17 protein-coding genes are annotated in these 15,069 nt (G+C 66.2%); 10 read left to right on the top strand and 7 right to left on the bottom strand.

What is annotated here, in order from left to right; all coding sequences use genetic code 11:
• Positions 1–415: 415 nt before the first annotated feature.
• Positions 416–1,366, bottom strand: a complete 951-nt coding sequence (locus M2319_RS04225) for a 2-hydroxyacid dehydrogenase (protein ID WP_264600193.1) — start codon at positions 1,364–1,366, stop codon at positions 416–418.
• Between the two features lie 17 nt (positions 1,367–1,383).
• Positions 1,384–2,586 carry a DNA recombination protein RmuC gene (locus M2319_RS04230; protein WP_406682069.1) on the bottom strand — a complete coding sequence of 401 codons (1,203 nt, stop codon included), beginning with the start codon at positions 2,584–2,586 and terminating at the stop codon, positions 1,384–1,386.
• A gap of 101 nt (positions 2,587–2,687) precedes the next feature.
• Here M2319_RS04230 and def point away from each other — a divergent pair, with 101 nt between their 5' ends.
• The 6 genes from def to truA all read left to right on the top strand — a co-directional run bounded on the left by def (position 2,688) and on the right by truA (position 6,279).
• The gene (gene def, locus M2319_RS04235; protein ID WP_264600195.1) at positions 2,688–3,224 is read left to right on the top strand and encodes a peptide deformylase; all 537 of its coding nucleotides are present in this window, start codon (positions 2,688–2,690) and stop codon (positions 3,222–3,224) included.
• Between the two features lie 103 nt (positions 3,225–3,327).
• Positions 3,328–3,570 (top strand): FitA-like ribbon-helix-helix domain-containing protein, encoded by a 243-nt coding sequence (locus M2319_RS04240; protein ID WP_264600196.1) that lies wholly within the window; start codon positions 3,328–3,330, stop codon positions 3,568–3,570.
• Positions 3,567–3,992, top strand: a complete 426-nt coding sequence (locus M2319_RS04245; protein WP_264600197.1) for a type II toxin-antitoxin system VapC family toxin — start codon at positions 3,567–3,569, stop codon at positions 3,990–3,992. Before M2319_RS04240 ends, M2319_RS04245 begins: the two co-directional genes overlap by 4 nt.
• A 36-nt stretch (positions 3,993–4,028) precedes the next feature.
• A complete protein-coding gene (gene fmt / locus M2319_RS04250) occupies positions 4,029–4,961 on the top strand; it encodes a methionyl-tRNA formyltransferase (protein ID WP_264600198.1) in 933 nt (310 codons plus the stop codon).
• Positions 4,962–4,979: 18 nt separating this feature from the next.
• Positions 4,980–5,531, top strand: a complete 552-nt coding sequence (locus tag M2319_RS04255; RefSeq protein WP_264600199.1) for a GNAT family N-acetyltransferase — start codon at positions 4,980–4,982, stop codon at positions 5,529–5,531.
• Positions 5,532–5,538: 7 nt separating this feature from the next.
• Positions 5,539–6,279: a tRNA pseudouridine(38-40) synthase TruA gene (gene truA / locus M2319_RS04260; protein ID WP_264600200.1), complete on the top strand. Its 741-nt coding sequence runs from the start codon at positions 5,539–5,541 to the stop codon at positions 6,277–6,279.
• Positions 6,280–6,596: 317 nt separating this feature from the next.
• Here truA and M2319_RS04265 read toward each other — a convergent pair whose 3' ends face one another.
• The 3 genes from M2319_RS04265 to dapE all read right to left on the bottom strand — a co-directional run bounded on the left by M2319_RS04265 (position 6,597) and on the right by dapE (position 9,730).
• Entirely contained in the window at positions 6,597–7,799 is a 1,203-nt protein-coding gene (locus M2319_RS04265; RefSeq protein WP_264600201.1) for a lytic murein transglycosylase, read from the bottom strand.
• Between the two features lie 141 nt (positions 7,800–7,940).
• Positions 7,941–8,537, bottom strand: coding sequence for a hypothetical protein (locus tag M2319_RS04270; protein ID WP_264600202.1), 597 nt, complete (start codon positions 8,535–8,537; stop codon positions 7,941–7,943).
• Positions 8,537–9,730 (bottom strand): succinyl-diaminopimelate desuccinylase, encoded by a 1,194-nt coding sequence (gene dapE, locus M2319_RS04275; protein WP_264600203.1) that lies wholly within the window; start codon positions 9,728–9,730, stop codon positions 8,537–8,539. The genes M2319_RS04270 and dapE overlap by 1 nt, the downstream gene beginning before the upstream one ends.
• A 367-nt stretch (positions 9,731–10,097) precedes the next feature.
• Between dapE and M2319_RS04280 the strand changes: the two genes are divergently transcribed.
• From M2319_RS04280 to M2319_RS04295, 4 genes are all read left to right on the top strand, one after another.
• The gene (locus tag M2319_RS04280) at positions 10,098–11,171 is read left to right on the top strand and encodes a calcium:proton antiporter (RefSeq protein WP_264600380.1); all 1,074 of its coding nucleotides are present in this window, start codon (positions 10,098–10,100) and stop codon (positions 11,169–11,171) included.
• Positions 11,172–11,285: 114 nt separating this feature from the next.
• Positions 11,286–12,425 carry a transporter substrate-binding domain-containing protein gene (locus M2319_RS04285; protein WP_264600204.1) on the top strand — a complete coding sequence of 380 codons (1,140 nt, stop codon included), beginning with the start codon at positions 11,286–11,288 and terminating at the stop codon, positions 12,423–12,425.
• A gap of 97 nt (positions 12,426–12,522) precedes the next feature.
• On the top strand, positions 12,523–12,930 hold the full coding sequence (locus M2319_RS04290; RefSeq protein ID WP_264600205.1) for a hypothetical protein: 408 nt from the start codon (positions 12,523–12,525) through the stop codon (positions 12,928–12,930).
• An 81-nt stretch (positions 12,931–13,011) separates the two neighbouring features.
• Complete coding sequence (locus M2319_RS04295; RefSeq protein WP_264600206.1) at positions 13,012–13,575, top strand: copper chaperone PCu(A)C; 564 nt, start codon at positions 13,012–13,014, stop codon at positions 13,573–13,575.
• Positions 13,576–13,667: 92 nt separating this feature from the next.
• Here the strand turns inward: M2319_RS04295 and M2319_RS04300 are convergent, their stop codons facing one another.
• Together M2319_RS04300 and dapD are read right to left on the bottom strand one after the other, a co-directional pair.
• Positions 13,668–14,054 (bottom strand): DUF805 domain-containing protein, encoded by a 387-nt coding sequence (locus M2319_RS04300; protein ID WP_264600207.1) that lies wholly within the window; start codon positions 14,052–14,054, stop codon positions 13,668–13,670.
• Between the two features lie 62 nt (positions 14,055–14,116).
• Entirely contained in the window at positions 14,117–14,974 is an 858-nt protein-coding gene (dapD, locus tag M2319_RS04305; protein ID WP_264600381.1) for a 2,3,4,5-tetrahydropyridine-2,6-dicarboxylate N-succinyltransferase, read from the bottom strand.
• Between the last annotated feature and the right edge of the window lie 95 nt (positions 14,975–15,069).

The following is a 15,069-nucleotide window of genomic DNA, read 5'->3' on the forward strand; positions in this document are numbered from 1 at the left end:
GACGCGAGCCTGGGAAGGCGACGCGGCGATCCAGAGCGACTTGCTCCGAGCGTGCAGCCCTGGATTGCCGCACTCGCTGCGCTCGTTCGCAATGACGGCGGGGCTGTCGAGCATTGCGGTCCAGCCGCCAGCATGACCAAATGCACACGTCTTTCGACAATGGCCGCCAACCCGGTGTTTAAGGGCCGAGCACGCTCGCCCGCCAAACACTCAGCCGTCACCCCGGCCCCTGAGCCGGGGCCTATTGCCCCTGTCCGCACGGTATGCCGTCCGTGAATGGGTTTGGGCATTTGCGTGACGCAAGGCCTGTGCAGGCGCCGCGGCGGCGTACCGGGCCGATGTGGGCAATGGGTCCCGGCTCTCGGCTTCGCTCCGGCCGGGATGACGGCGGGGAGGGCGTGCTGCAACGGCGGCCTCAATACCCCCGCGTCCGATCCACCACATTGACCAGTTCCCCGCCGGCCTCGAACGTTTCCATCTGATCGAAGACGTAGTCGATGATGTGGTCCGGATCGCTTTCCGCCGCTACGTGCGGCGTGAGGATGGCGCGCGGGTGGCCCCAGAGCGGGCTCGCCTCCGTCAGCGGCTCGGTCTCGAAGACATCGAGGCTGACGCCTGAAAGCGTGCCGTCGTCAAGCGCGCGGGCGATGTCGGCTTCGACCTGCGACTTGCCGCGCCCGGCATTGATGACGACCGGCCCCTCGATCCGGCCGTCGCGGGCAAGCTTTGAGAACAGGTCGGCGTTGAGGATGCCTTCGGTCGCCGGCGTCATCGGCAGGAGACAGACGAGGATGTCCGTGCGCGCCAGAAAGGGGTCGAACCCGGCATCGCCGGCAAAGCAGGTGATGCCCTCGATCTGCTTTTCGCTGCGGCTCCAGCCGGCAACGTCATAGCCAAGGTTCTTCAGCATCTCCGCTGCGTCCCGGCCGAGTTCGCCAAGGCCCATGACGCCGACGCGCACGTCCTTGGCCATCGGGCAGCGGTGCGGCCGCCATTCCCGGCGCCGCTGCTGTTCCAGATAGCGGAGCGTTTCCCGGTGATGGGTCAGCACCTGCAGCACCACCCATTCGGTCATCCGCCGTGTCAGGCTCGGATCGACCACGCGCACGATCGGCACGTCGGGAACGTTCGGATCGGCCATCAGATGGTCGACGCCGGCCCCCAGCCAGAAGATGACCTCAAGATTGGGAAGGTCGGAGACGACGCCATGCGGGGCCTGCCAGAGGAGGGCGTAGCGCACGGCGTCCGGATCGGCGACGACGCCGTCCGCGCCGGCCGACTGCAGCGCCCGGCCCGGCGCGCGCTCGCGGATGCGCCCCATCCAGACGTCCTGGTCCCAGCGGGGGGCGGAAAAAAGCACGGTCATTTTTGGAAAGGTCCTGTCTACTCGGCCGCGTTCCGGGCGGCGGCGGCATCGTCGCGCCCGGTCCCGCCATCACGCCCAGGCTCTGTATCGCGATGCACGTCGTCGAAGTCCAGTGCCTCGATCTTGCTGCCGCGCTTGATGATCTTGTCGCTGGAAATGAGGATCTGCTCCACATCCCGCGTCGCCTGGCCGAAATGGTTCTGCAGCTTCAAGACCCGGTCGCGCAGCCGGTTGGTGTCGTCGGCAAGGTGCGCGACCTCGCGCTGGATGACGAGGGCCTCCTCGCGCATCCTGACGTCGCGCAGCACCGTCTGCACGATCTGGATGGAAAGGACGAGCAGGGCCGGGGAGACGATGACGACCCGCGCCCGGTGCGCCTTCTGGACGAGGTCGTCGAAATGCTCGTGCAGGTCGGCGAAGATCGCCTCCGACGGCACGAACAGGAAGGCGGTGTCCTGGGTCTCGCCGGGAATGAAGTAGCGTTCCGAAATGTCCTGCACGTGCTTTGAGATGTCGCGCCGCACCTGCTGCGCCGCTTGCTGCGCCTGCTCCGGCGTCTCCGCCTCGCGGAACCGGGTGAAGCCTTCTAAGGGAAACTTGGCGTCGACGACGAGCCCAGGCGCCTCGTTCGGCATGTGGATGAGGCAGTCGGGCCGCGTGCCGGAACTGAGCGTTGCCTGCAGGGTATAGCTGCCGGCCGGCAGGCCGTCGGAGATGATCGCTTCCATGCGGCCCTGGCCGAAGGCGCCGCGGGTCTGCTTGTTGGCAAGTACCTGCTGCAGGCCGCTGACCTGGCCGGTGAGGTCCTGGATCGACTTCTGCGCCCGGTCGATCAGCGCCAGCCGCTCGTTGAGCTGGCTGAGGTTGGACTGGGTGTCCTTGGAGGTCTGCGACATCGACTGGCCGAGCCGGTGGCCGAGCCCGTCGAGCCGCTCGGCCAGCGCCCGCGTCAGGTCCGACTGGCGCGAACCGAACACCTCGGCCATCGTCTGCATGCGCCCGGTCATTTCCGACTGGGTGCGCAAGAGGTCGGCGATGCGCGCCTCCATCTCGTGGCCGCGCTCCGCCGCGGCCGCTTCCGCCTCGGCCCGGGCCCGCGCATTGCGCCAAAGCGCCACGGTCATGACCAGAAGGATGAGGAAGAAGAGGAGGGCTGCGGCAAAAACCGCCTCACCGGTGGAGACGGCGCGGTCCCCGATAAGCAACAAGGTCTCGTTCATGAAACAAAGATAGAACGATTCGTCACGTCGTTCGACATCCAACGCGTGCACGCGCGCGTACAAAGTTGACCAATAAATGTGGATTGCCTATTTCTAAGCCCATGGCCAAGCTCGATATCATAACCCTGCCCGATCCCCGCCTCCGCCTGGTTTGCGAACCGGTCAAGGAGGTCGACGATGACATTCGCCAGCTGATGGACGATATGCTGGAGACGATGTACGACGCGCCGGGCATCGGCCTTGCCGCGATCCAGGTCGCCGTGCCGAAGCGGGTGATCGTCGTCGACGTCGCCGGAAAGGACGAGGAGGAGAACCCGATCTGCCTCGCCAATCCGGAAATCCTCTGGAAGTCCGAGGAGACCAAGGTCTACCAGGAAGGCTGCCTGTCGATCCCGGACTATTACGAGGATGTCGAGCGGCCGGACCGCATCCGGGTGAAGTTCCTCGGCTACGACAACACCTGGCAGGAGATCGAGGCCGACGGCGTGCTCTCGGTCTGCATCCAGCACGAGATCGACCATCTCGATGGTGGCCTCTTCATCGACTACCTGTCGAAGCTGAAGCGCGACCGGGTCGTCAAGAAGTTCAAGAAATACGCCCGCCAGGACGTCAAGTTCGAAAAGGTCGGCGCGGCGTAACCTCAAATTTCGCAAAACTTCCGGCGTTCCGAACCGTCTTCGTTTCTTGTGCCTTGCGTGATATCATCTGATATCAAATTGGCGTATGGCGAGGCGAGATGACATGGCCGATCTCCTGATCCGCAATATCGATCCGGGCCTGAAGGAACGACTGCGCCAACGGGCCGAGGCGCACCGGCGCAGCCTTTCCGACGAAGTGAAGGCTCTGTTGGGCCAGCAACTTGCGCCAGCAGATGAGCGCAAGGGGCTGGGTACCCGGATACATGAGCTGTTCGCACCGCTTGGCGGCGTTGATCTGGAGCTTCCCGAGGACCAGTTCCCCGAAGCGCCGCCGCGTTTCGAATGATCCTGCTCGATACCAACGTGGTGTCGGAACTGATGCGTCCGGCACCGAACCGGCAGGTCGTCGCGTTCATTGATGGCCATGCAAGGACGCACTTTTTCCTCCCGGCGCCTGCGCTTGCGGAGCTCTTCGCAGGTGTCGAGCTTCTGCCGGACGGGCGCCGCAAGGCAGACCTGCGTGGCCAGCTGCAGCGCGTGGCCGACGACTTATTTGTCGGTCGTATCGCTCCGTTTGATGAGGAAAGTGCGCGTGCCTACGGGCTGGTCATCGCGGAGCGCACGCGCCAGGGTCGACCCATCTCCGTTGTGGATGCCGAGATCGCGGCCATCGCCCGCCACACCGGCTTTGCCGTTGCGACACGAAACCTCGGTGATTTCGTGGGGCTCGGGCTTGCTCTCATCGACCCGTTTGATAAACCGGCCTGACCGACAACAAACCGCCGGGAAGGCGCGCTGCCAGCCATGCCTCTCAAGATCGCCTTCATGGGAACGCCGGACTTTTCCGTGCCGACGCTGGTGGAAATCCTCGGCCAGGGCCACGAGGTCGCCGCCGTCTACACGCGCGCCCCGCGCCCGGCCGGTCGCGGCATGGACGAGCGCAAATCCCCGGTGCACGAAAAGGCCGAGGCCTTCGGCATTCCGGTGCACACGCCGAAGACCCTGCGCGATGAGGCCGAGCAGGCGCGCTTTGCCGACCTCGGCGTTGATGTCGCCGTGGTCGTTGCCTATGGCCTGATTCTGCCGGCCCCCGTGCTCGATGCCCCGGTCCATGGCTGCCTCAACCTCCATGCCTCCCTGCTGCCGCGCTGGCGCGGCGCGGCGCCCATCAACCGGGCGATCATGGCCGGCGACGCGGCCACCGGCGTTATGGTCATGCGCATGGAGGAGGGGCTCGACACGGGCCCCGTCTGCATGTCCGAAGAGGTTGCGATCACAGGAGAAATGACGGCCGGCCAGCTTCACGACCGGCTCGCCCGGCTCGGCGGCGACCTCATGGTCCGGGCCTTGGCCGCGCTGGAGCGCGATGCCCTTTCCTGCACGCCGCAGGGCGCGCAAGGCGTCACCTACGCGAAAAAAATCGACAAGGCCGAGACACGTATACACTGGACGCGGACCGCCGATGAGTTGCATGATCACGTCCGTGGCCTCTCGCCATTCCCGGGTGCCTGGTGCGAGATGGCCCGCGGCGGCAAGACGGAGCGCATCAAGGTTCTGCGCACCGAAACCGCCGAGGGGACAGGAGCACCCGGAACGCTGCTTGACGACGCACTGACCATTGCCTGCGGTGACGGAGCCATCCGACTGCTGGAGGTTCAGCGGGCCGGCAAGGCGGCGATGTCGGCGGAGGCCTTCCTGCGTGGTGCCGGTCTGACGGTCGGTGCTGTGCTCCGGTAACAGACGGAGGGGGCCGTCATGACCGAACCCGCCGATTTGATCGTTCGCGAGGAGCACATCGCGGAGCGGTCGTCCGTTGTTCGCCTTCTGTGCGACGCCTTCGGCAAGATCGATGAAGCCCAACTCACCGAGGACCTGCACCGCGACGGCGACGTCCTGGTCGGTCTCGTCGCCGAGGCCGATGGTGACATCGTCGGCTATGTCCTGTTCTCGCGCGTCGTCATCGAGACCCTGGAAGGCCCGGTGCCCGCCGTGACGCTGGCGCCGCTCGCCGTCGCCGAGGCCTATCGCCGGCGCGGCATCGGCGCCGCGCTCGTCGAACAGGGGCTCGGACGCCTCGCCGCCAAGGGCGAAGACATCGTCTTCGTCATCGGCCACCCGGACTACTACCGGCGCTTCGGCTTTTCGTCGGAAGACGCCAGGGCGTTCCGCTGCCCGTGGTCGAAGGAGGCGGGCGATGCCCACATGGTGCTCTCGCTGACGTCCCGCAGGCTTGCCGGCAAGACCGGCAGCGTCACCTACAGCCGCGGCTTCGAGCGCTTCGTTCCGGCCGGAGAGGCCTCGAGATGACCCGGCCATGCCACGCTACAAGCTGACCGTCGAATATGACGGCGGACCGTTTGTCGGCTGGCAGCGGCAAAAGAACGGGGTGAGCGTCCAGGAGGTGCTGGAAGCGGCCGTCGCCGGCTTTTGCGGCGAGACGGTCACCGTCGGCGGAGCAGGGCGCACCGATGCCGGCGTCCACGCCCTCGGCCAGGTCGCCCATGTCGATCTGGCGAAGAACTGGCCGAGCGACACCGTGCGCGACGCCCTCAACGCCCATCTGCGCCCGCATCCCGTGGCGGTGCTTTCGGCCGAGAGCGTTCCAGACGATTTCGACGCAAGGTTTTCCGCCACCGCCCGGCATTATCTCTACCGCATCGTCAACCGCCGCGCGCCGCTGACCGTGGAGCGCGGCCGCGCCTGGCAGGTGACCAAGCCGCTCGACGCGGAGCGCATGCACGCGGCGGCCCAGCACCTCGTCGGCCTGCATGACTTCACCACCTTCCGGTCCAGCGAATGCCAGGCGAAGAGCCCAGTGAAGACGCTGGATGTCCTCAGCGTCGAACGCATCGGCGAGACCATCGAGATACGCGCCTCGGCCCGCTCCTTCATGCACAATCAGGTCCGCTCCATGGCCGGCTCGCTCGCCGAGGTTGGCACCGGCCGCTGGTCGCCTGAGGATATGAAGGCCGCGCTGGAAGCGTGCGACCGCACCCGCTGCGGCCCCGTCGCTCCGCCCGACGGGTTGTTTCTGACGGCGGTGGATTATGAGTAGGCACGATTGGTCGCAGGCGCTTCCGTCGGCTGGGCGGTCGCACTGGATTGCTTCGCTTCGCTCGCAATGACGGCGAATGGTTAATTCCTAAGACATTTCAACATCATTGCGAGGAGGCTGCCAAACACTCGGCCGTCACCCCGGACTTGATCCGGGGCCCATTGCCCCTATCAAAACGGTATGTCCGGTGTTGTTAAAGCAAGGCGCTGGCGCAGGGATCTGCCACGGCAAGACTCTCGACGGGCTACTGTGTTGCCAACGGGCAATGGGTACCGGGTCTCCGCTTCGCTTCGCCCGGCATGACGGAGAAGGATGTCCTACCGCCCACCCAGCCGTCGATAAATCTCCCGACCCGCTCGCCCGGTAACCTCCATGCCGAAATGGGCTTCGGCCCGCTCGATGCCGGCGCGGGTGGCCTGGCCGACCTTGCCGTCCGGCTCGCCCACATTGAAGCCGGCGCGGTTGAGGAGCTTTTGCAGCTCCAGCCGCTCCGCCCGCGACAGGCCGCCGTCACGGGTCGGCCAGGGCGTCTGGATCGGCCCGTAGCCGGCCAGCCGGTCGGCGAGGTGCGAGATCGCCAGCGCGTAGGATTCGGCGAGATTGTAGGAATAGATGGCGTTGAAGTTGCGGAACACGAGGAACGCCGGGCCGCGCTTTCCGGCAGGAAGCAGAAGCCCGGCATTGCCGCCATTGCCGAGCGGGCGCCCGTCGACCTTGGTGAGGCCGCGCTTGCGCCAGGTGGCGATCGAGGCCGTGCGCTTGCGCCCCGACGGCCCGCGATAGCCGTTCGGCAGCTTCACCTCCCAGAGGAAGGATTCGCCCGGCCGCCAGCCGGATTTCCTCAGGAAATTCGCAGTTGAGGCGAGCGCGTCGGGCACGGAGTTGATGAGGTCGCGCCGTCCGTCGCCGTCGCCGTCGACGGCGAGCCGCCTGTAGGTGGTCGGGATGAACTGGGTCTGGCCGAAGGCGCCGGCCCAGGAGCCGTAGAGCTGGTCCGTCCTCAGGTGATCCTGGCTGGCCAGCTTCAGCGCCGCAATGAGCTGCTCGCGGAAGAAGCTTGAGCGCCGCCCGCCGACGCAGGTCAGGCTGGCGAGCGCGTGCGGGATATAGAAGTCGCCCTGGTCGCGGCCGTAATTGCTCTCAATGCCCCAGACCGCGGCGACCACGTGGCGGTCGACGCCATAGCGCTGCTGCACTGCCCGCAGCACCCGGTCGTATTTCCGCATCATCGCCTTGCCGTCGCTGATGCGCTGCTCGTCGACGAGGAAGGCCATATAGTCCCAGATCGGCGTCTTGTGCTCCGGCTGCTTGCCGGAGAACCGCACGGCCTTTTCGTCGTAGCGCGCGCCGTCGAGCGCCTTGGAAGCGACCGAAGGGCTGACGCCGGCGCGGACGGCGTCGCGTTTCAGCCCGGCGACGCAGCTCTCGAACGAGGCTGCTGCCGGCCGCGCCACGGCCATTGCCGCCAGGGCGAGGGCAAGCGCCAGGCTGGCGCGTCGGGTTGTCGGTCGGCCGGGCATCCCCTTCTCCGCGAATCATCCGTATTTGCCCGACTATGGCAGCGGATTGGGGCAGGTAAAGGGGGATGGCGAAGGGCCGGCGGTTGCGGCCGCGCGCCGCCAGTCACATTCCCGTGTGGTCCGGGGGGCGGCGAAGAGCGGTCAGGTAATGCCGACCATCTGGCCGATCAGTTCGCTGAGGAAGAGCCCGAGCACGAAATCGAGGGCGACGAGGCCGACGACGACCGAGGTCTGTCCGCCGAGTGCCGCCCGCGTCACCACGTAGCGGTAGCGCAGCACCACGCCGACGGCGACCAGCGTCAAAAGCATCATCATCTGCCCGGAGACGACGCCGAGGGCGTAGAGGATCTGCGGCAGGGCGTAGGGCACGAGGGCGATGACGCTGGTCCAGTTGCGGGCAACGATCAGCGGAATGTAGCGCTGGGAAAAGCCGAGCGGCCCGGCGATCGCCGCGGTGACCAGCGGAAAGGCGAGCCAGTCGACCGCGATGCCGAGGGCACTGACGAGGAAGAACAGGCCGTCGGGAAAGTCCGCCGCCGTCACCGGCAGCATCTCGATGCTGACGGCGCGCTGGGCGAGCAGCGTCGGCAGATAGAGCGGCAGCATCAGGAGGATGGCGCCGAAGGAGCGCCAGAAACCGTCGATGCTGATATCGAAGGCCCGCATGCCGGCGTCCTTGCCCTTCATCAGAAGCCAGGCGCCGGTCAGCGAACGCGAAATCTCCTCAAGCGTCAGCATCAACGGCTGTTTCCGTTCGCCGCGGCAAAGAAGCCGTCAAGGAAGCGCTCGTAGATCGCCGACAGCCGGTCGAGGTCGGCGGTCGGCACCCGCTCGTCGACCTGGTGCATGGTCTGGCCGACGAGGCCGAACTCGACCACCGGGCAGACATCCTTGATGAAGCGGGCGTCCGATGTGCCGCCATTGGTGGAAAGCTCCGGCCGCCGGCCGATGACCTCGGCAATGGCATCGGAAAGGGTACCGATGAGGTCGCTCGCCTCGGTGCGGAACACGTCGCTGACGGCGGGCTCGAAGGCGAGATCGTAGCGGATGCTATTGCCGGCAGCCGCATCGAGCGTCTCCGTCAGCCAGGCCTTCAGGCTTTCCGTCGTCCAGGTGTCGTTGAAGCGGATGTTGAAGCGCGCGGTCGCCTTGGCCGGAATGACGTTGAAGGCCGGATTGCCGACGTCGATGGAGGTGACCTCCAGGTTCGAGGGCTGGAAATGCTCCGTGCCGCCGTCGAGCGGCTCGGCGATAAGCGCGTCGATCAGACGGACGATACCGGGGATCGGGTTGTCGGCGAGATGCTGGTAGGCGGCGTGGCCCTGCGTCCCCGTGACGGTCAGCGTCGCGGACAGGCTGCCGCGCCGGCCGATCTTGATGGCATCGCCGAGGGTTTCCGGATTGGTCGGCTCGCCGACGATCGCCGCATCGAAGGCCTCGCCGCGCGCCGTGCACCAGTCCAGGAGCTTGCGCGTGCCGTTGACGGCCGGACCTTCCTCGTCGCCGGTGATGAGGAACGAGATCGAGCCGGAAAAGCCGTCGTTTTTCTCCAGGAACCGCAGGGCTGCGGCCAGGAACGCGGCGATGCCGCCCTTCATATCGACGGCGCCGCGGCCATAGAGCACCCCGTCGACGATCGTTCCGGCAAACGGATCGTGGCTCCAGTGCGCCGCATCGCCGACTGGCACCACGTCGGTGTGGCCGGCAAAGGTCAGGTGCGGCGCACCGCTGCCGATCCGCGCATAGAGGTTTTCCACGTCCGGCGTGCCCGGCTCGGAGAACACCATCCGGTGGACCGTGAACCCGGCCGCCGACAGCACCTCGTCCAGATAGGCGAGCGCGCCGCCTTCCTCAGGCGTCACGGACGGGCAGCCCAGCAAGTCACGGGCAAGGCGGATCGGATCGGTCGTCGGTGCAGCGGTATCGGTCATGAAGGCTCGTCGGTCTCCTTTCGGCAGATGAGCATTTAGAGCACTTGGCCCTGATATTGAAGCGATTCCGCAACGAACCAATCCAGCCGTTCGGCGGCAAAACGTCCGCGTTGGTTGTGGCCTTCGTGCAAATACCTCTTTTGCATCACCGTCCTTGCTCGTGTCCTCCCCCGTTTTTCGGGGTCGGTACATCCTGCGGGTGCACGAATTGTTCGCATTTTCGCGGTTCAATTGGCCGGTTGACCTTGCGCGGCCCGCACGCCGCCGCAGGCGCCTTACCGAGGGGGACGGCCTTTTGGACGAGACGACGACAGAGACCGCGGCAACGTCCGGCACCGGCTGGGGGCCGGCAATCGCCCGCGAATGGATGCTGGCGGCGGCGGCCGTCACCTGCGGCATCTTCCTCGTCTATGGCGAAACCCTCTTTCCGGACCTGTCCGATCCGGTCTCCCTCGTCCTCTTGTCGGCCTGGCTGTTCGCGATCGTCCTCGGCTCCGCCCTCGGCGTCGTCCGCCATGCCGAGCATGTCTCGGAGCGGCTCGGCGAGCCCTACGGCACGCTGGTGCTGACGCTCGCCATCGCCGCCATCGAGGTGATGAGCATCACCGCGGTGATGATGCATGGAGAGAACAACCCGACGCTGGTGCGCGACACGCTCTTTTCCGTCACCATGATCTTCATGGCCGGCATGGTCGGCATCGCGCTGCTCCTCGGCGCCATCCGCCACCGCGAGCAGAGCTTCAACCTGCAGGGCGCCAACGCCTATCTCGGGCTCATCGTGCCGCTCGCCGTGTTCAGCCTCGTGCTGCCCGAATTCACGCGCTCCACCTCCGGCCCGACCCTGACGCCCGCGCAGCAGTTCATGGTCGGCGCGATGGCGGCCGGGCTCTATATCGTCTTCCTCTTCATCCAGACGGGCCGGCACCGGGACTATTTCGCACAGCCCGATGTCGCCGTGGAAGCCGATGCCGGGGAAGGGCATGCGCCGCCGCCGCTGCTGCCGCACGTGCTGCTGCTTCTTGCCTATATCGTGCCGGTCGTCTTCCTCGTCGAACAGCTTGCCCGGCCGATCGACTACGTGATCGGGGCCTTCGGCGCCCCCCACATCGTCGGCGGCGTCATCGTCGCCGTCCTCGTGACGACGCCGGAAGCCATCGGCGGCGTCAAGGCGGCGCTGCGCAACCGGCTGCAGATCTCGGTCAACGTCTTCCTCGGCTCGGTGCTGGCGACAATCGGGCTCACCGTTCCGATCATGCTGGTGGTGTCCAACCTGATCGGCCTTGAGTTGGTGCTCGGCCTGCAGTCGACGGAGATGGTGCTGCTGCTCCTGGTGCTGGTGGTCAACGTCATCACCTTTTCCAGCGGCCGCACCAACCTCCTGCAGGGCGCCGTCCATCTGCTGTTGTTCCTGGCCTTCCTGTTCCTTTTGTTCCAGGACTGAAAACCCCTTTCGAAACCGTTTGTTGAGTCCTTGGCGCTAGGGTCTCCCGCAGTATGTGTGCGTCGCACGGATGCCGGTGCGACAGGAATTCGGGTCCAGGCCAGGGGGCATCGCATGACCGTTTCTTCTTCCCGACAATTCGGACTTCTCGCCGCTCTCGCCATGGTCCTGGCGATCGCCGTTGCCGGCGCCGGCGCGGCCCGCGCCCAGGACGCCGGCGATGCGACGACGGCCGTTCAGGAGGCCTCCAAGGAGGTCCGCGTCGGCTACCGCGTCAGCGCCCCCTTCGTCATGCGCGACGGCGACGGCAAGCTCGGCGGCATGGCCGTCCAGCTCTGGGAAAAGATCGCCGAAGAGCTCGGCTACACGGTGACCTACAACGAGTATCCGCATATTCCGGAGCTCCTGAAGGCGGCGGAGACCGGCGAGATCGACGTTGCCGTCGGCGGCATCTCGATCACCGAGGAACGCGCCAAGCATGTCGATTTCTCCCAGCCCTGGTTCGATGCCGGGCTCAGGGTGATGGTCGACGAAAGCGGGACGACGTCGTTTGGCGACATCTGGACCGGCCTGGCCGATGCCGGCTACCTGAAATCCTATGGCTGGCTGATCTTCATCATCATCGTCGCGACCGTCGGCCTCACCCTCTTCGACCGCCGCTTCGACAAGAACTTCACCAAGAGCTGGCGCGAAGGCGTCGCGGAAAGCTTCTATTCGGTCATGCTGGTGGTGACCAAGGGAACGCTGCCGAGCCGCTCCAAGCTGTTCGGCTGGATGGGCCGGATCTTCTCCGCCTTCTGGCTGGTCGTCGGCATCGCCGTCTTTGCCTACATCACCTCCTCGGTGACCAGCGTCATGACCAGCCTTGCCATCGAGGGCGGCATCAACGGTCCGGACGACCTCAACGGCCACACCATCGCCGTCTTCACCGGCAGCATCGGCGAGGAGGTGATGCGCAACGAGGGCATCGACACCCGCGGCTATGACGATGTCGATGCCGCGGTCGAGGCGCTGCGCGCAAACGACGTCGACGCCATCGTCGCCGATGCCGCCGTGCTGGAATATTACAAGCGCGAGCATCCCGGGCTCGGCCTCGACGTGGTTGGCCGCATCTTCCATCCCGACAAGTTCGGCTTCGCGCTGCCCTACAAGGACACGTCGCTGATCTTCCCGGTGACCGTCACGCTCTTGATGCTCCAGGAAGACGGCTTCGTCGACCAGCTCGAAAAGCAGTATTTCGGCGACGAAAGGTGAGGGACAGAAGGTCCGTCCGGCGGATGGCCTTCGGGCGGCAGGGCCGGCCCAGCGAACCGGCGTTTACGACGCGACCGAAAATGCTATGTAGGGCCGCATGACGACTGCGGCATCAGACCGGCAACGAACGCGCATCAGCCTGTTCTGCGCCTTGCGCGAGCTGCGGGGCCCTCTGGCCGCGCTGTCGCTTTTGATGTTCGTTGCCAACGTCTCCTTCGCCGGCGGCGTGGCGGTCGTCGTCGATGATGGGGCGGGCGGCTACAGGCTGGTCACCTGCCTCCATCCGGACGGCCACCGGATCGACGGCGACAGCACCGCCAGCGCCGTCACCGACTGCCTGACCTGCTGCCTCGGCGTCGCAAAGGCGATGGCCGTGCCCGAAGCGCCGGCCGACATCCTGCGGCCGATCGGCTATCTCACCTCCGCGCTTCCCGCGGCAACGGACCCCGCCGATCCGGCGGCCGCGCGGCACCGCTCGATCCGCGCCCCGCCGATCTTTTCCTGACACCCCGTGACCAATCGGGCCCGGCCTCGCCGATGGCATCCGCCGGCCGCCCGCTGCCATGAACGAACAGGAGAAGATGAGATGTCCCGACTTTCCGCGATCCTTGCCGCTGCAACGCTCAGCCTTGCCGCCGCGACCCTTTCCCCGGCCGCCCGTGCCGACGATCACGCCATGATGATGGAGGGCGGCTCGGCGACGATCGGCGATCTGCAACTGACCGGCGCCTGGACCCGCGCCACGCCGCCTGCCGCCCGCGCCGGCGGCGGCTATCTGAAGATCACCAACAACGGGTCAAAGACCGACTATCTGGTCTCCGGCTCGGTCGATTTCGCCGAACGGGTGGAGATCCACGAGATGTCGGTGATCAACGACGTCATGAAGATGCGCCACCTGGAAGACGGCCTGCCGGTTCCCCCGGGCGAGACCGTGGCGCTGGAGCCCGGCAGCTACCACGTCATGTTCATGGGCATGACCGAGCCGTTGACCGAAGGCAAGGCGGTCGACGTCACGCTGACCTTCAGGAATGCCGGCGACGTCACCATCAAGATGCCGGTCGCCAAGGTCGGCGCGCGCTCGCTGTCCGGCAAGGACGGCGGCGCGATGCAGCACGACCACGGCCAAATGGACATGCAAAAGAGCGAGTAGCCGCTCTTTTTCGATCCGAAACACAGTGCACCTTGCGCCGCCGCGAAAAACCGGCGGCGCCTTTTGGCCCATGGCCAGGCCTCAGAGCCAAATCAGTCGGGAATGTTCGCCCGCTTGCCGTAGGCGTTCGGTCCCTTCTCGCCCGCCATCACGCCGAGGAAGATCTCCGTCAGGATATTGACGAAGGGCACCAGGGCGAGCAGCGCCACGAAGCCCGTCAGCCCGTAATCATGCGCGCGCTTCGCCATCAGGGCGATTTCCGCCCAGACCATCGGGATTGCCGCAAAGGTGAGGATGGCGCCGACCATCGGCTGCGTCTGCGGGTAGCGCACCGCCGTGCCGAGCAAGATGATCGTTATCAGGTGCAAGAAGAACATGCCGAGCCAGTAGGGCTCGCGCGAAATCCGCCCGTCGATGCCGGCGAACAGCCAAAGGACGCCGCGCATCTTCGGCAGGCCGCCGCCCTGGCCCGTGCTCATGGCCGCGCCTTTGCGGCCATATGCCCGCCGAATTCGCGATATCCTCTCTGTCGCTTCGCCATTCAGTCGCGCAAGAGCTCGTTGATGGAGGTCTTGGAGCGCGTCTTCTCGTCCACATGCTTGACGATGACGGCGCAGTAAAGGCTCGGCCCCGGATCGCCGTTCGGCAGCGGCTTGCCGGGCATGGAGCCGGAGACGACGACGGAGTAGGGCGGCACCCGGCCCATATGCACTTCGCCGGTGTCGCGGTCGACGATCTTGGTCGAGGCGCCGATGAAGACGCCCATGGAGATCACCGAGCCCTCGCCGACGATGACGCCCTCGACGACTTCCGAGCGCGCGCCGATGAAGCAGTTGTCCTCGATGATGGTCGGGCCGGCCTGCAGCGGCTCCAAAACGCCGCCGATGCCGGCGCCGCCGGAAAGGTGCACGTTCTTGCCGATCTGGGCGCAGGAGCCGACGGTCGCCCAGGTGTCGACCATGGTGCCCTCGTCCACATAGGCGCCGAGATTGACGAAGCTCGGCATCAGGACGACGCCCGGCGCAACGAAGGCGGAACGGCGCACGGTGCAGTTCGGCACGGCGCGGAACCCGGCATTCTCGAAATCCATCGCCCGCCAGCCGTCGAACTTCGACGGCACCTTGTCCCACCAGGCGGCATCGCCCGGCCCGCCCTTGATGACTTCCATGGGGTAGAGCCGGAACGACAGCAGCACGGCCTTCTTGGCCCACTGGTTGACGACCCAGTCGCCGTCCTTCTTCTCCGCCACCCGGATCCGGCCCTTGTCGAGGAGGTCGAGCGCGGTGTCGACGGCCTCGCGCACCTCGCCCCTGGTCGAAGTGCCGATCGTCTCACGGTCGTCGAATGCGGCGTCGATGATGCCGGCAAGCGCGGCGATGTCCGTGTTGAGGTGATTCATGTCCGTGCGGGCTCCGGTCGTCTCGAAAAAGGCGGGGGTCACCCCGGTTGTCCGTTTTGAAGCGCGGACGATAGCCGCGGCGGTCCCTGAGTGCA

Source organism: Rhodobium gokarnense (assembly GCF_025961475.1).
GTDB lineage: Bacteria > Pseudomonadota > Alphaproteobacteria > Rhizobiales > Rhodobiaceae > Rhodobium > Rhodobium gokarnense.

Bases quoted from the DNA above. Each gene is read 5' to 3' on its own strand.
- M2319_RS04225 (WP_264600193.1), bottom strand. From the start codon at position 1,366: ATGACCGTGCTTTTTTCCGCCCCCCGCTGGGACCAGGACGTCTGGATG.
- M2319_RS04230 (WP_406682069.1), bottom strand. From the start codon at position 2,586: ATGAACGAGACCTTGTTGCTTATCGGGGACCGCGCCGTCTCCACCGGT.
- def (WP_264600195.1), top strand. From the start codon at position 2,688: ATGGCCAAGCTCGATATCATAACCCTGCCCGATCCCCGCCTCCGCCTG.
- M2319_RS04240 (WP_264600196.1), top strand. From the start codon at position 3,328: ATGGCCGATCTCCTGATCCGCAATATCGATCCGGGCCTGAAGGAACGA.
- M2319_RS04245 (WP_264600197.1), top strand. From the start codon at position 3,567: ATGATCCTGCTCGATACCAACGTGGTGTCGGAACTGATGCGTCCGGCA.
- fmt (WP_264600198.1), top strand. From the start codon at position 4,029: ATGCCTCTCAAGATCGCCTTCATGGGAACGCCGGACTTTTCCGTGCCG.
- M2319_RS04255 (WP_264600199.1), top strand. From the start codon at position 4,980: ATGACCGAACCCGCCGATTTGATCGTTCGCGAGGAGCACATCGCGGAG.
- truA (WP_264600200.1), top strand. From the start codon at position 5,539: ATGCCACGCTACAAGCTGACCGTCGAATATGACGGCGGACCGTTTGTC.
- M2319_RS04265 (WP_264600201.1), bottom strand. From the start codon at position 7,799: ATGCCCGGCCGACCGACAACCCGACGCGCCAGCCTGGCGCTTGCCCTC.
- M2319_RS04270 (WP_264600202.1), bottom strand. From the start codon at position 8,537: ATGCTGACGCTTGAGGAGATTTCGCGTTCGCTGACCGGCGCCTGGCTT.
- dapE (WP_264600203.1), bottom strand. From the start codon at position 9,730: ATGACCGATACCGCTGCACCGACGACCGATCCGATCCGCCTTGCCCGT.
- M2319_RS04280 (WP_264600380.1), top strand. From the start codon at position 10,098: ATGCTGGCGGCGGCGGCCGTCACCTGCGGCATCTTCCTCGTCTATGGC.
- M2319_RS04285 (WP_264600204.1), top strand. From the start codon at position 11,286: ATGACCGTTTCTTCTTCCCGACAATTCGGACTTCTCGCCGCTCTCGCC.
- M2319_RS04290 (WP_264600205.1), top strand. From the start codon at position 12,523: ATGACGACTGCGGCATCAGACCGGCAACGAACGCGCATCAGCCTGTTC.
- M2319_RS04295 (WP_264600206.1), top strand. From the start codon at position 13,012: ATGTCCCGACTTTCCGCGATCCTTGCCGCTGCAACGCTCAGCCTTGCC.
- M2319_RS04300 (WP_264600207.1), bottom strand. From the start codon at position 14,054: ATGAGCACGGGCCAGGGCGGCGGCCTGCCGAAGATGCGCGGCGTCCTT.
- dapD (WP_264600381.1), bottom strand. From the start codon at position 14,974: ATGAATCACCTCAACACGGACATCGCCGCGCTTGCCGGCATCATCGAC.